The organism is Modestobacter versicolor, assembly GCF_041028285.1.
GTDB lineage: Bacteria > Actinomycetota > Actinomycetes > Mycobacteriales > Geodermatophilaceae > Modestobacter > Modestobacter versicolor_A.
Genome location: NZ_JABGDB010000007.1, coordinates 143,592 through 157,439 on the forward strand (window position 1 = coordinate 143,592; position 13,848 = coordinate 157,439).

The 13,848-nt window shown below is 75.7% G+C and carries 13 protein-coding genes; 2 read left to right on the top strand and 11 right to left on the bottom strand.

Annotated features, from left to right (window positions below; genetic code table 11):
• Window positions 1-5: 5 nt before the first annotated feature.
• From HL054_RS19335 to HL054_RS19385, 11 genes are all read right to left on the bottom strand, one after another.
• Entirely contained in the window at window positions 6-737 is a 732-nt protein-coding gene (locus HL054_RS19335) for a PIG-L deacetylase family protein (RefSeq protein ID WP_369140707.1), read from the bottom strand.
• Window positions 737-1,945, bottom strand: a complete 1,209-nt coding sequence (locus HL054_RS19340) for a glycosyltransferase family 4 protein (RefSeq protein ID WP_369140708.1) — start codon at window positions 1,943-1,945, stop codon at window positions 737-739. The genes HL054_RS19335 and HL054_RS19340 overlap by 1 nt, the downstream gene beginning before the upstream one ends.
• Entirely contained in the window at window positions 1,942-2,772 is an 831-nt protein-coding gene (locus HL054_RS19345; protein WP_369140709.1) for a sugar phosphate isomerase/epimerase family protein, read from the bottom strand. Before HL054_RS19345 ends, HL054_RS19340 begins: the two co-directional genes overlap by 4 nt.
• Complete coding sequence (locus tag HL054_RS19350; protein ID WP_369140710.1) at window positions 2,769-4,217, bottom strand: YcaO-like family protein; 1,449 nt, start codon at window positions 4,215-4,217, stop codon at window positions 2,769-2,771. Before HL054_RS19350 ends, HL054_RS19345 begins: the two co-directional genes overlap by 4 nt.
• On the bottom strand, window positions 4,214-5,098 hold the full coding sequence (locus HL054_RS19355; RefSeq protein ID WP_369140711.1) for an MBL fold metallo-hydrolase: 885 nt from the start codon (window positions 5,096-5,098) through the stop codon (window positions 4,214-4,216). Before HL054_RS19355 ends, HL054_RS19350 begins: the two co-directional genes overlap by 4 nt.
• Entirely contained in the window at window positions 5,095-6,111 is a 1,017-nt protein-coding gene (locus tag HL054_RS19360; protein ID WP_369140712.1) for a Gfo/Idh/MocA family protein, read from the bottom strand. The genes HL054_RS19355 and HL054_RS19360 overlap by 4 nt, the downstream gene beginning before the upstream one ends.
• The gene (locus tag HL054_RS19365) at window positions 6,108-7,109 is read right to left on the bottom strand and encodes a methyltransferase domain-containing protein (RefSeq protein WP_369140713.1); all 1,002 of its coding nucleotides are present in this window, start codon (window positions 7,107-7,109) and stop codon (window positions 6,108-6,110) included. Before HL054_RS19365 ends, HL054_RS19360 begins: the two co-directional genes overlap by 4 nt.
• A gap of 50 nt (window positions 7,110-7,159) precedes the next feature.
• Window positions 7,160-8,068, bottom strand: a complete 909-nt coding sequence (locus tag HL054_RS19370) for a hypothetical protein (protein ID WP_369140714.1) — start codon at window positions 8,066-8,068, stop codon at window positions 7,160-7,162.
• Entirely contained in the window at window positions 8,065-9,315 is a 1,251-nt protein-coding gene (locus HL054_RS19375; RefSeq protein WP_369140715.1) for an inositol-3-phosphate synthase, read from the bottom strand. Before HL054_RS19375 ends, HL054_RS19370 begins: the two co-directional genes overlap by 4 nt.
• 143 nt (window positions 9,316-9,458) lie before the next feature.
• On the bottom strand, window positions 9,459-10,574 hold the full coding sequence (gene serC / locus HL054_RS19380; protein ID WP_369140716.1) for a phosphoserine transaminase: 1,116 nt from the start codon (window positions 10,572-10,574) through the stop codon (window positions 9,459-9,461).
• A 14-nt stretch (window positions 10,575-10,588) separates the two neighbouring features.
• Window positions 10,589-11,716 (bottom strand): citrate synthase 2, encoded by a 1,128-nt coding sequence (locus HL054_RS19385; RefSeq protein ID WP_369140717.1) that lies wholly within the window; start codon window positions 11,714-11,716, stop codon window positions 10,589-10,591.
• A 156-nt stretch (window positions 11,717-11,872) separates the two neighbouring features.
• On the opposite strand from HL054_RS19385, the gene pdxH reads away from it, so the two are divergent.
• Together pdxH and HL054_RS19395 are read left to right on the top strand one after the other, a co-directional pair.
• Complete coding sequence (gene pdxH / locus HL054_RS19390) at window positions 11,873-12,520, top strand: pyridoxamine 5'-phosphate oxidase (RefSeq protein ID WP_369140718.1); 648 nt, start codon at window positions 11,873-11,875, stop codon at window positions 12,518-12,520.
• Complete coding sequence (locus tag HL054_RS19395; RefSeq protein ID WP_369140719.1) at window positions 12,517-13,836, top strand: MFS transporter; 1,320 nt, start codon at window positions 12,517-12,519, stop codon at window positions 13,834-13,836. The genes pdxH and HL054_RS19395 overlap by 4 nt, the downstream gene beginning before the upstream one ends.
• Window positions 13,837-13,848: the final 12 nt, after the last annotated feature.

Sequence of the window (13,848 nt, forward strand, 5' to 3'; positions counted from 1 at the left end):
CGGGCTCAGGGTGCGCCGGTGACCGCAGCCAGGACGTCGCGGGCGGCGGGCCCGGCCAGCAGCACCTCGGCCAGCCCGGCCAGCGCCGACCGCATGCCGGCCTCGCCGCCGAACTGGAAGCCCAGCTGGGTCGTGTAGCAGGCGCAGGCGTCGGCCCGCCGGTCCGGCAGCTGGGGCAGCTCGACGGCCTCCGACCGGCCCGGCAGCGCGGCGCCGGGGACGGCGGCGGGCTGCCGGAGCACGTAGGGGCTGTCCCGCCACCACAGCGTCGGCCGGTCCAGCGCAGCGACCGCGCGCAGCACCTGGACGTGGTCGACGTGCGCGCCCAGCGCCTGCGGTGCCAGCCACAGGTCGGCGTCCAGGTCGGCGTCCAGGCCGGCCAGCTGCTCGGCGACGGCCCGCCAGACGTCGTCCCGGGGGTGGACGCCGGCGAACAGGTCCAGCGCGTCGGCGTAGCCGCGGTGCGGGGCCTCGGGCAGGTCGAGGTCGACCGCCGTCGCCCCGAGCACGGCCGTCGCCGCGGCGTTCTCGGCCCGGCGCAGCGCCATGTAGTCGACGTCGGCGGGCAGCCCCTTGTCCAGCTGGCAGGCCAGCGCGAAGCCGGTCGGGTCGGGCACGCTGCGGGTGAAGCACGTGACGACGGTGACCTCGTGCCCCGCGTCGGCCAGCGCCGCCAGCGTGCCGCCGACGGAGAACGCGGCGTCGTCCAGGTGCGGGCTGACCGCGAGGACCCGCATCAGAGCAGGTGCGCGGCGGCCCGGAACCGGCAGGTCGGGTCCGCCGTCGCCGGCAGCTCCCAGGCCAGGTCCGGGACGGTGCCGGCCAGCTCGGCGTACACCTCGTCGATGCTGCGGGCCAGCACCGGCCACGAGTAGAGCCGGCGCACCTCCTCCAGCGCGGTGGTCGCCAGCCTCGTGCGCAGCGCGGCGTCGGACAGCAGCCGGTCCAGCGCCGCCCGCAGCCCGGCGACGTCGCCCGGCTGGTGCAGCAGCCCGTTCTCCTCGTGCCGCAGGCAGTCCACGACGCCGACGCTGTCGGTGCTCACCGTCGGCAGCCCGCTCGCCATCGCCTCCAGCAGGGTGTTGCTGAAGCCCTCGCTGTAGGTGGGGCTGACGAACACGTCGGCCGTGCGGAAGACCGCCGGCGCCTCGTCCGGCGGCACGTAGCCGAGGAACGTGGTGCGCCCGTCGGCCCGCGCCTTCGCCTCGTCGAGGTCCGGGCCGATCCCGGACACGACCAGCCGGACGCCCTCGGGCAGCGCCTCGAGCAGGTCCAGCACGCCCTTGCGCCGGTCGACCCGGCCGTGGAACAGCAGCACCGGCGGGTCGGCGAGGCTGCCCAGCGGCCGGTCGCCGGGGGTGAACCGGGTGGTGTCGGTCGCGCCGGGGACGATCGTGAAGCGGGCCGGGTCGGTGCCCAGGTTGCCCACCACCTCGTCGCGGAAGCTGGCGCTGCCGATCAGCACCGCGCCGGCGTGGTCGAGCACGGTGTGCATGGCGTCGGCGTGGGTCCGGCAGCAGGTGCCCACCCAGTGCCCGTCGCCGCCCTGGATGCTGACCAGGTCAGGCACGCCGGTGCGCCGCGAGGCCTCCAGCACCGCCAGCCCCGGCGGGTACCCGTACTGGGCGTGCAGCACGTCGAAGGGCCGCTGCTCGTGCAGCCCGACGACGGTGCGCACGATCTCCTCGATGTCGCCCTCCCAGTCGGCCGGGACGACGGTCTCGCCGCGGCTGGCCAGCGCGTGCACCTCGACGCCGGCGGGCACCCGGTCGACCGGCGGGGGGCCGCCGCCGTAGACCCGGGTGCCGGCCTCGTCGTCCCGGTACTGGCTGACCAGCGTGACGTCGTGGCCGAGCGCGACCAGCTCCCGCAGCAGGTTCTCCGCGTACACGCTCATGCCGCTGACCGCCGGCCAGTACCGCCGGCTGACGAAGCAGATCCTCATCCCTCGGCCTTCCTCAGCAGCTCGATGGAGCGGGGCACCATCTGGTGCGCCCGGTGGCCGTCGCGGGAGAGCTCCAGGCTGACCAGGCGGTCGTAGCCCGCCGCGCGCAGCGCGGCCAGCACCGCCGGCAGGTCGACGTCGCCCTCGTCGAGCGGCAGGTGGTCGTGCACGCCGCGCCGCATGCCCTCGACGGCGACCGCACCCAGGGCGGGTGCGAAGGCGGTCACGGCCTGCTCGGGGGTGTACCGGCCGCTGACCACGCAGTGCCCGGTGTCCAGCGCGAGGGTGAGGCCGGGTACGTCCGCGGCGAGGGTGGCCCAGTCGTCGGCGTCCTCGACGAGCATCCCCGGCTCCGGTTCGACGGCCAGCGCGTAGCTGCGCCCGCCGTGGCTGTCGACCAGCGCCCGCACGCCGTCGACCAGCCAGCCGCGGGCGGCCTCCCGGTCGACGCCGGGCTGCGGCACGCCGGCCCAGAAGCTCACCGCCTCCGCCTGCAGCACCTCGGCGAGGTCGCAGGCCAGCCGCAGGTAGGCCAGCCGGCGGGCCCGGCCCTCGGGGGTCGGGTTGACCAGCGTGGGCTCGTGCTTGACCCGGGGGTCGAGCAGGAACCGGGCGCCGGTCTCGACCATCACGCCCAGCCCCAGCTCGTCGCAGCGGCGGCGGACCCGCTCGGCGTGCGCGCGGGCGTCGTCGGCGAACGGGTCGAGGTGGTGCACGTCGAGGGTGAGGGCCACCCCGGCGTACCCGGTGTCGGCGAGGAACGACAGCGCGTCGTCCAGCCGGTGCGAGGTGAGGCCGTTGGTGTTGTAGGCGTACCGCAGGCTCATGAGGCCACCGCCATCGCCGCCGCGTGCCGCCCGGGCTCGCGGTACAGCGCGTAGAGCTCGCCCACGACCCGGTCGGCCCCAGCGCGGTCGAACCAAGCCGGGCCACCCAGACGCTCCTCGGCCTCGGCGGTCAGGTGCACCCGTGCCCAGCCGCCCGGGTCGGCGCCCACGACGGCGAGCCCGGCCCCCGGTGCGTCGCCGCGGTCCAGCAGCCGGCGCACCCCGCGCTCGCCGATCCGGCCGTAGGACATCGTCTCGACCTCCAGCCCGGGCACCAGCACCTTCGCCGCGACCGCCTCGCCCTGCGAGGGCTGCAGGTCGACCAGCACGTCGAGGCCCTCGGCGGTCAGCGTGCCGAGCACGTCGTCGTCCCCGCCGGTGGGCAGGTCGGCGAAGGCGACGGTGCGGCGGCGCGAGAGCACCGACCCGCGCAGCAGGTCGACCAGCCGGTCGGTGCCCAGCGAGGTCCAGCCCAACATCGCCTGCAGCGCCCGGTCCTCCTCGACCATCCGCTCCGGCGGGTGCCCGTGCAGCCACTGGTCCAGGTAGCCGGGTGGGGTGGCCGCGGCGACGGCGTCCAGCGGGCCGTGCATGAACGCCTTCCGGCTGCGGGCGGCCGCGAACTCGTGCAACGCCTTGCGCACGGCGGCGTCCGGGTCGGCCGACGCCGCCTCGCCGCAGGCGGTGACCATCATCGGGGCCGGCTCCGAGCCGTCCCGCGAGCAGCCGACGGCGTAGACGTCGACGATGCCGTGCTCGGTGCTCGCCAGCTTGACCAGCACGTCGATGCTTGCGGAGTCGAGCCGGTCGAGCAGCGCGAGCGCGTCGGGGTCGCGCAGCCCGGCCAGGTCGACGACCACGCCCTGGTCCAGCGCGCGGAACGTGGTGGCGTTGCCGTCCCGCTGCAGCACCTCCAGCAGCGCGTGCCGGACGGCCCGGTCGGCGTCGAACGCCGCACCCTGGCCGTTGGTGATCACCGTGGTCAGCCAGCCGCCGGGAGGCACGGAGCCGGGCAGCTCCTCGGGGGCGGACACCACCAGCTCGGCCGGCACCAGCACGGACTCGCCGTCCCGGGTGCGGGTCATCGGCAGCCACTGCAGCGGGCGGTCGTCGTCGTAGGCGCTGCCGGCCTCCAGGCAGAGGGTGCGGGGGTCGGCCACCCGGTCGCGGCCCTCGGTGCGGGCCAGCTCGCGGTACGAGCCGTGCACCCGGTCCAGGCCGGCGTGGGCCCGGATGGACAGGGCCATCTCCGCCATCTCACCGAGCGCGCCGGTGCGCGCCTCCTCGCGGGTGGCGCCGTAGCCCAGGCCGCTGCCGCCGGGGTGCGTGGGCGAGGAGGACAGGAAGGCGCTGTGCAGCGGGACGTCGAGGACGTCCAGCCCCTCGATCGCGAACTCCTCGACGCCGGCCGGGAACGAGTCCAGGTAGCGCTGGGAGGTGCTCACAGGTCCGCCAGCGCGACCGGTGCGGCGTCCGGGCGCCCGGACAGCAGCCGCTGCACCAGGTGGACGACGTGGTCGGTGGTCACGCCGGGCACCAGCTCGAACGGCGTGGCGACCGCGCCGAAGTCGAGCTCGGCCACCACCGCCAGGTACTCGCGCAGCTCTCCGTGGGAGAGCGGGATCTGCGCGTGGAACGCCTTGTGCGCGCTCAGCCCGACGGGGTTGCCGTCCCCGTCCAGGTCGACCTTCAGCGAGTCGCCGCAGAAGAGCACCCCGCGGCGGCTGTCGTGCAGCACCGAGTGGCCGGGGAAGTGCCCGCCGGTGCGGTGCAGGGTCAGGTCCGGCGCCAGCTCCAGGACGTCGTCGGCGGGCCAGGTCACCCGGAACGCCTTGGTCCACTCCAGGTCGCGCACCCCGACGCAGACCGTCCGCGGCTCCATCTCCAGCTGCAGCTGCCACAGGGCGCCGTAGCCGTGCACGTGGCTGGAGGCCAGCACGTCGAAGCCGCCCTTCTCCGCCGCCATCCGGCGCAGCTCGGCGAGCATCCCGGCGGTGTACCAGGGGGCGCACTCGAAGCCGACCAGACCGGCGTCGGTCTCGATGACCCAGCCGCGGCTGTCCAGCCCGAACCGCGGCTCGGTGCCGAACTCGGTGACCCCGGCGACCGCGGTCGGCCGCACGAAGCCGGTGACCAGCTCGTCGGCCTCCTTCGGCGTGACGAACTCGAAGCCGTGCTCGGGCAGCGCGTTGCGGACGTCGGCGCAGACCGGGCAGACCTGCGGACCCGGCGCCGGCCAGCGCTGCCAGTGCCCGCAGTTGGTGCAGGCGAAGGCGGGCAGGTCGGGCAGCAGGCCCCGGTAGGGGTTGGTGGCTGGCTCGCTCATGCGGGCAGCTCCTCTCGGGAAGGGGTGGGGAGGGTGGCCCGGTCCAGGGCGGTGACCAGCAGCCGGTGCAGCGCGAGGTCGCGGGCCGCCGGGTAGGGCCAGGGCGCCGTGCCCGCGACCGCCGCGGTGAAGCCGGCGAACTGGGCGGTGAACGGGTCGGTGCCGGCGAACGGGACGTCGACCGGCTCGGGCCGGTACAGGGTCAGCGAGCCGCCGGCGGCCTGCCCCATCGTGTCGACGGCGACCGCGGAGCCCCGGGTGCCGACGACCTCCAGCCGGCGGCGGGGGAGGGCGTCGGGGCAGTTGTAGGCGACGTGCAGGTCGACCAGCACGTCGCCGGCGGTGCGGCCGGCCAGCAGCGCGCCGTCGTCGACCGGGTAGCGCTGCACCCGGCGCTGCAGCAGCGCGGTCAGCTCGTCGACGTCCTCGCCGAGCAGCACGCCGGCCAGGTCCAGCCCGTGCGGCGCCAGGTCGATCGCGGCGCCGCCGCCGGCCCGGGCCGGGTCCACGCGCCAGTTGTCGTGCGGCCGGCCGTCGGGCGACCAGTCGGCGGGCAGCCAGCAGCAGTACACGACCCGGACGGCGGTGACCGTCCCCAGCTCGGGCACCAGCTCGCGCAGCCGGACGTGCGCGGGGTGCCAGCGCTGGTCGTAGGCGGTGCCCAGCAGGACGCCGGCCCGGTCGGCGGCGGCCACCTCGGCCTCGGCGTCGACGACGTCGGCGGCCAGCGGCTTCTCGCAGAGCACGGCGACCCCGGCCGCGGCCGCGGCCTCGACGACCTCCCGGTGGGCCGAGTTGGGCACGGCCACGTAGACGGCGTCGAGCCCGGGCGTGGCCAGGAAGTCGGCCAGGTCGGTGGTGGCCCGCGGGCCGGCGGGCATCCGGGCCAGGGCGCCGGGGTCGCGGTCGTGCAGCGCCACCAGCCGGGCGCCGGGCACCTGCTGCAGGGCCGGGACGGCGTGGTCCCGGGCGACCCAGCCGCAGCCGGCCACGCCCCAGCCGACCGCGGTCACCACTGCTCCGGCAGGTCGACGAGCAGCCGGCGGCGGGCGGCGTCGGCGGGCAGCGGGTCCGGCCAGCGCGCCGGCAGGTGCGCCGAGCGGGGGCCGTACTCGGCGGCGTACCGCTCGCTGGGCCAGCGCAGCTCGCCGTCGACGTAGAGCGGGTTGGGCCGCAGCGGCCCCAGCGGCTCGCCGAGGTCGGCCGGTGCCGGGGCGCGGAGGTCGCCGGCGACCAGGCCGATCGCCTCGCTTCCGGTGAGCTCGTCGGCTGCCGCCGGGCGGGGCGGCCGGCCGGCGAGCAGCGCGGCGGTGAGCTCGGCGTCGTCGTAGAGCACCGTCGCCCCGAGCAGCCGGGCGTACGCCGCCGGTGCCAGCGGCTCGCCGGCGGAGACGGTGTCGGCGACGTGGGCGTGCCCGACGACGACCGTGCCGCCCGGGCCCGCCAGCGCGTGCAACGCGGCGGCCGCCGCCGGCTTGTCGCGGAGGAAGTAGAACGCGTCGTGGCAGGTGACGTAGGCCGGCCGGGGCACCTGCAGGTCGGGGGCGGCGGTGAGGTCGGCGCACACGTAGCGGGCCTCCGGGCAGACGAAGCGCTGGGCCAGCCACAGCTTGGACCACACGACGTCCAGCCCGAGCAGGTCGCGCACCCCCCGCCGGGACAGCTCCCGCAGCTGGGTGCCGATCCCGCAGGCCACGTCCACCACCGGGCGGTCGCCGGGCCAGTGCCGGCCGAGCAGCGCCAGCACGGCCAGGTGCGTGGGGTCCGACCAGCGGTGGGCGAAGTAGTCGCCGACCCGGCCCATGCCGAGCAGGTCCATCGCCTCGCGGAGCGTCCCCGCCGCGTCGACCCGCGCCAGCTGCTCGTCCGGCGGCGGCGGCTCGGACCACCAGTCGTCGGCGTCGGCGAGCAGCGCCACCCGGGCCCGGTCGACCTCGCCGTCGGCCAGCAGCCCGGCCACCCGGTCGCGCAGCTCCGCGCGGCCCGCCCGGGCGAAGGGGATGCCGTCCACGACCGGCACCCCGGCCGCCGTCACGCCGGAGCGGGCAGCCGCCGGGGCGGTCACAGCCCGGCCGCGGCGAGGACGTCGAGGTGGAAGGCCTGCACCGGCCCGGCGTGCACCAGCTCCAGCTCGTCCAGCGCCTGCGCCGCGGTGAAGGCCGCCGCCCGGGCGTGGTGGTGCACCTGCAGCACGCGGTCCAGCACGTCGGCGGCGTGGAACGCCTGGGACGCGGGGGCGACGGCGTCGGCCCGGAGCAGCAGCACCTCGCGCAGCCGGCCCGCCAGCGGCGCGGGCAGGGCGGCCAGCTCGCGCTCCTCCAGGGTGCCGATCACCGGGTCCAGGTGGCCGCCGAGCAGCACCTCGCCGGCGAACCCGGCGTCGGGCAGCACCACGTTGTGCAGGTGGTGGGCCAGCCCGACCAGGAACGGGACCACCGGGTCGGCGCCGACCACCGGCGCCAGCAGGCAGCCGTAGACGGCCACGGTGAGGCAGTGGTCGCCGTGGCTCTCCGGCGGCTCGACGACGACCCGGGGCCTGCCGGGGCTGGTCGCCCCGGCCCGGGGCTGGGCGTTGAGCGCGACGGCGAGGGCCGGGGGAGGACCGGCCGGCCGCACCGCGGGCAGCGCGTCCCGCAGCCGGGCTGCCAGCCCGTCGTCCAGCGCGCCGGCCACCTCGTCGAAGGCACGCCGCAGCACGGCCTGCGCCTCGTCCGCGGACAGCCCCGCGTCGGTCAGCACCGCGGCGTCGATGCCGGCCAGCCGGGCCCGCGCCACGGCGGCCGCGGTCTCGGACAGCGCCACCTGCTCGGCGTCCTCGCCGTCGAGCAGGCGGGCCCAGGCGCGGGCGAACGCCTGCTCGGCGAGCGACCCCGGCGCGCTCGCGGTGCGCACCCGCTTGGCGTCGCCGATCTCGGCCAGCAGCGGCCGCAGCGCGCCGAGGGTGGTCAGCCCGGAGGTCCTCGCGGTCACCGGGAGGCCGGGTCGGCGTCGCTCCCCGTGAGGACGGCGCCGCTGGTCAACCAGTCCATGAGCTCGGACTCCTGCCGGTGCATCGCGTGCTCGGGGGTGCTGCCGTCGGCGGTGATCGGGGCCTTGAAGAACCAGCCCAGGTGCCGCTGCACGCCGCCCTCGCCGCGCTGCTGCGCGAGGTCGACCAGCCGGACGATCTCGACGGCGAGCGGCGCCGCCAGGATCGAGTCGCGGCACTGGAAGTCGACCTTGATCTGCATCCGCTGGCCCAGGAAGCCGACCAGGTCGATGGCGTCCCAGGCCTCCTTCTGGTCACCGCGGGGGCGGTAGTAGTCGATCCGGACGACGTGGTCCTCGACGGGGTAGCCGAGGATCGAGTCGAGCACCTTGGCCTTGGTCTGCAGCTTGCTCTCCAGCGAGGCCGGGTCGTCGAGCGCGAGCCCGTCCCGGTTGCCGAGGATGTTGGTGGAGTACCAGCCCTCGACGGTCAGCGCCCGGCTGCGGAAGGCCGGCGCGAGCACCGTCTTCATCATCGTCTGGCCGGTCTTGCCGTCCTTGCCCGCGATCGGGACGCCGCGCTGCTCGGCGAGCTGCACCAGCGCCGGGACGTCGGCCGACAGCGAGGGGGTGAAGTTGGCGTAGCCGACGCCCTCGGAGATGGCCGCGTAGGCGTAGACCATCGACGGGGTGATCGCCCGGTCGTCGGCGTCCAGCCCGGCCTCGAAGGCCTCCGGCGTCTGCAGGCAGGCCGCGGCCGGGTCGGGCCACCGCTCGGTGGAGGCGAGGTTGAGCAGCACCAGCCCGTCGAGCTGCTGCTCGCTGCGGAACCGGCGCAGGTCGGCGCGTACGGCGTCCACCTGCGCGCGCCGCCCCTCGGCGAGCACGACGTTCCCGCCGGTGACGTTGCGGCAGAAGTCGGCGTCGCCGGCCGCGGGCCAGGGCGTGATGGACGACAGCAGCGGCTCGGCCTGCTGCAGCTGGCGGTGGTCGAGCACGCCGTGCTGCTCGGCCGCCTTGTAGAGGTCGGCACCGTCGAGGTCCCAACCGCCGACGACCAGCTCGTCGTACCCGACGAGACCGGTGGCCTCCTCGACGGGCAGGTCGCCGACGGTCAGCCCGGCGAGCGGCAGGCCGTCGGCGCCGACGGCGCCGAGCCGGAGCAGCTCGAGCCCGGCCACGGCGGTGGTCGCGACGGCACCGCCCAGCCCGACGATGGCGGTTCCGACGCGACGTGGTGACTGCGGCACAGGGTGCTCCTCGAGCTCAGTGCCCGGGTCTCCTCCCTGGGCCTGCACCGACCCTCACACGCCCGACCGGATCCCGCGACCAGAAGATGGTGCGCAATCTTCTGATCATCCCCGGCGCACGCCCCCCACCAGGGAGGCAGCCCTCAGAGGTTCTCGACGACGTGGTCGATGCAGGCGGTCAGCGCGCTGACGTCGTCCGGGTCGACCGCCGGGAACATGCCCACCCGCAGCTGGTTGCGGCCCAGCTTGCGGTAGGGCTCGGTGTCGAGGACCCCGTTGGCCCGCAGCGCCTTCGCGATCGCCGCGGCGTCGACCGACTCGTCGAAGTCGACGGTGCCGACGACGTAGGACCGCTGCTCGGGCTCGGCCACGAACGGAGACGTGTAGCTCGTCGCCTCCGCCCACTCGTACAGCCGGCGGGAGGACTCCTGGCTGCGGGCGACGGCGCCGGACAGCCCGCCCAGGCCGAGCATCCAGTCGACCTGGTCGGCCAGCAGGAAGAGCGTGGCGACCGCAGGGGTGTTGTAGGTCTGGTCCTTGGCGCTGTTGTCCACCGCGATGGACAGGTCCAGGAACCCGGGGATCCACCGGTCGCCCGCCTTGATCTCGGCGACCCGCTCCAGCGCCGCCGCCGACATCAGCGCGATCCACAGCCCGCCGTCACTGGCGAAGGACTTCTGCGGGGCGAAGTAGTAGACGTCGGTCTGCGCGACGTCGACCGGCAGCCCGCCCGCGCCGGAGGTGGCGTCGATGAGCACCAGCGCGTCGGCGTCGGCCCCGGCCGGCCGGACCACCGGCGCCATGACGCCGGTCGAGGTCTCGTTGTGCGCCCAGCCGTAGGCGTCGATGCCGGCCTCGCCGGTCGGCAGCGCCAGCGAGCCGGGGGCGGCCTTCGCGATCACCGGGGCGTCCAGGAACGGCGCCTCGGCGACCCCGGAGGCGAACTTCGCGGAGAACTCGCCGTAGGTGCCGTGCGCGCTGCGCTGCCGGATCAGCCCGATGGTCGCGGCGTCCCAGAAGGCCGTCGTCCCGCCGTTGCCGAGCACCACCTGGTACCCGTCGGGCAGGTCGAACAGCTGGGTCAGGCCCTCGCGGACCCGCTTCACCAGGCCCTTCACCGGCGCCTGCCGGTGCGAGGTGCCCATCAGCCCGGAGCCGGCGGTGGCCAGCGCCTGCAGCGCCTCCGGGCGGACCTTCGACGGCCCGCACCCGAAGCGTCCGTCCGCCGGCAGCAGGTCGGTGGGGATGGTGATCGTCATGGCGTCGTCCTCGCTCAGGGGGTGGGCGGGCTGATCTGCGTCGTCGTGATGGTGTCCCAGCCCTCGACGTCCTCGGGCTTGCGCGGTGCGGGCCCGACGTACCGGGCGGAGGGGCGGACCAGCCGGCCGGTCTGCTTCTGCTCCAGGATGTGCGCGCACCAGCCGGCGGTGCGGGCGCAGCTGAACATCGAGGTGAACAGGCTGCTGGGCACCTCGGCGAAGTCCAGCACGATCGCCGCCCAGAACTCGACGTTGGTCTCGATCGGGCGGTCCGGGCGCCGCTCCCGCAGCTCGGCCAGCGCGGCCTGCTCCAGGGCGCGCGCGGCCTCGAAGCGCGGGGCACCCAGCTCCTCGGCGGCGCGGCGGAGCACCCGCGCGCGCGGGTCCTCGGCGCGGTAGACCCGGTGGCCGAAGCCCATCAGCCGGTCGCCCTTGTCCAGCAGCCCCTTGACGTAGCCCGTCGCGTCACCGGAGGCCTCGACGCCGTCGAGCATGTGCAGCACCCGGGACGGCGCCCCGCCGTGCAGCGGGCCGGACATCGCGCCGATCGCGCCGGACAGCGACGCGGCGACGTCGGCACCGGTGGAGGCGATCACCCGGGCGGTGAACGTGGAGGCGTTCATGCCGTGCTCGGCGGCCGAGGTCCAGTAGGCGTCGACGGCGGCGACGTGCCGCGGGTCGGGGTCGCCGCGCCAGCGGACCATGAAGCGCTCGACGATGGTGGACGCCTCGTCGACCCGCTTCTGCGGCACGGCCGGGGTGCCGATGCCCCGGGCGGACTGCGCCACGTAGGACAGCGCCATGACCGCGGCCCGGGCCAGCTCGTCGCGGGCCTCCTCGTCGGAGATGTCCAGCAGCGGGCGGTAGCCCCAGATCGGGGTGAGCATCGCCAGCGCGGCCTGGACGTCGACCCGCACGTCACCGGTGTGCACCGGGATCGGGAAGGGCTCGGCCGGCGGCAGGCCGGGGCCGAACTCCCCGTCCACCAGCAGCGCCCACACGTTGCCGAAGGTCACCGTGCCGACGAGGTCCTCGATGTCGACGCCGCGGTACCGCAGGGCCCCGCCGTCCTTGTCGGGCTCCGCGATGGTCGTCTCGAAGGCGATGACGCCTTCCAGGCCGGGTACGAAGTCGTCAGCCATCTCGCATGCTCCTCTGCGCGCGGGTGGGGACGGACGCCGGATCAGCGCACGACGAGGCACAACTTAGGGGCAGCGCCCCGCGCCGGTGCAGGCGGTCGGCCCGACGGGTCCGGAGTCACCCGACGGTGCAGGACGCAACGGTGACAGCATGAGGTGGTGCCCGACCTGATCCGCATGCGCAGGGACTACGACGACGGGGCCTTCGGGGAGGACGGACTGGCGCCCACCTGGGTCGAGCAGTTCGACTCCTGGTTCGCCGACGCGGTCGCCGCCGAGCTGCCCGAGCCCAACGCGATGGTGGTGGCCACCGCCGACGCCGACGGGGCGCCCGACGCCCGGGTCGTGCTGATGAAGGGATACGACGTCACGGGCTTCGTCTTCGGCACCAACTACGCCTCGGCCAAGGGCGCGCAGCTGGCGGTGAACCCGCGGGCGGCGCTGGTCTTCCCGTGGCACGCCCTGCAGCGCCAGGTGCGGGTGCACGGTGCGGTGGAGCGGGCCGGCGACGCCGCGTCGGACCTGCTCTGGGACCCCCGGCCGCGCGGGTCGCAGCTGGCCGCGGCCGCCTCGATCCAGTCGACCGTGGTGGAGTCCCGCGCGCTGCTGCGCACCCGGGTCGAGGAGCTGGACGCCGTCACCCCGCCCGGCCCGCTCGCCCGGCCGGCCAACTGGGGCGGGTACCGGGTGGTGCCCGAGCGGGTGGAGTTCTGGCAGGGCGGCTCGGACCGCCTGCACGACCGGCTGGTCTTCGTGCGCGACGACGAGGAAGGCGGCGGCTGGGTCGTGCAGCGCCTGGCCCCATGACGGACCCCGCGGCCCCTGGCACCGCGCCGGCCCGGCGGAGGAGCTGGGCGATCGACACGACGCCGCTGCGCAACAAGGCGTACCGGCGGGTGTTCGGCGGCGTCGCGGTCACCATGCTCGGCCAGCAGATGACGCTGGTCGCCGTCCCGTACCAGGTCTACCGCCTCACCGGCTCCTCGCTGATGGTCGGCCTGACCTCGGTGGTCGCGCTCGTGCCGCTGGTGGTCTTCGGCCTGCTCGGCGGGGCGATCGCCGACGCGATGGACCGCCGCCGGCTGATGCTGGTCACCTCGGTGGGCGCGGCGGTGACCAGCGCGCTGCTGGCGGTGCAGGCGCTGCTGCCGGGCGCCGGGCACCTGTGGGTGCTGTGGGTGCTGGCCGCGGCGGTGTCCGGGTTCGCCGCGGTCAACCAGCCGGCCCGCAGCGCGGTGATCCCGGCGATCGTCGGCGCGGACGGCGTCGCGGCGGCCAACGCGCTGGCGATGACGGTGCGGCAGGCCGGGGTGATCGTCGGGCCGCTGCTCGCCGGGCTGCTGATCGCGCTGGGTGACCTGTCGATCCTCTACACCGTCGACGCCCTCGGCTTCGTCGCGGCGGTGCTGCTGCTGCGCGGCCTGCCACCGCTGCCGCCGCAGGGGGTGTCCGGCCCGCTGCGGCTGAGCTCGGCGGTGCGCGGGGTCGGCGAGGGGTTCGCGTTCCTGCGCACCCAGCCGGTGCTGCTGATGACCTTCGTCGTCGACGTCATCGCGATGCTGTTCGCCTGGCCGCAGGCGGTGTTCCCGGAGCTGTCGGAGACCACCTACGCGATGGACGCCAACAGCCTCGGCTGGCTGTTCGCCGGCGTCTCGATCGGCTCGCTGCTGATGGGGCTCACCTCGGGCTGGGTGAGCCGGGTCGACCGGCAGGGCGCGGTCGTGCTGGTCGCGATCGCGGTGTGGGGCGTGGCGATCATCGGCTTCGGGCTGGCCTCGACGCTGTGGCTGGCGGTGGCCTGCCTGGCCGTCGCCGGTGCCGGGGACATGGTCAGCGCGGTGCTGCGCTCGTCGATGCTGCAGACCGCCGCGCCGGACGAGATGCGCGGCCGCATGCAGGGCGTCTTCATCGTGGTGGTCGCCGGTGGTCCGCGGCTCGGCGACCTGCGGGCCGGGGTGCTGGCCAGCTCGTTCGGCGTCAGCCTGGCGATGGTGTCCGGCGGGGTGGTGATCGTGGTGGCGATGGTGCTGGTCGCGGTCGCGGTGCCCTCGTTCTGGCTGTTCCGCGCCTCGCGCGCCGACGAGCTGGCCGAGTCCGCCCGCCGCCGGCTGGCCGAGGACTGAGGGGCCTCCCGC

Excerpts from the sequence above, each read along its gene's own strand:
- HL054_RS19340 (WP_369140708.1), bottom strand. The coding sequence starts at position 1,945 with ATGAGGATCTGCTTCGTCAGCCGGCGGTACTGGCCGGCGGTCAGCGGC.
- HL054_RS19355 (WP_369140711.1), bottom strand. The coding sequence starts at position 5,098 with ATGAGCGAGCCAGCCACCAACCCCTACCGGGGCCTGCTGCCCGACCTG.
- HL054_RS19385 (WP_369140717.1), bottom strand. The coding sequence starts at position 11,716 with ATGGCTGACGACTTCGTACCCGGCCTGGAAGGCGTCATCGCCTTCGAG.
- serC (WP_369140716.1), bottom strand. The coding sequence starts at position 10,574 with ATGACGATCACCATCCCCACCGACCTGCTGCCGGCGGACGGACGCTTC.
- HL054_RS19395 (WP_369140719.1), top strand. The coding sequence starts at position 12,517 with ATGACGGACCCCGCGGCCCCTGGCACCGCGCCGGCCCGGCGGAGGAGC.
- HL054_RS19345 (WP_369140709.1), bottom strand. The coding sequence starts at position 2,772 with ATGAGCCTGCGGTACGCCTACAACACCAACGGCCTCACCTCGCACCGG.
- HL054_RS19335 (WP_369140707.1), bottom strand. The coding sequence starts at position 737 with ATGCGGGTCCTCGCGGTCAGCCCGCACCTGGACGACGCCGCGTTCTCC.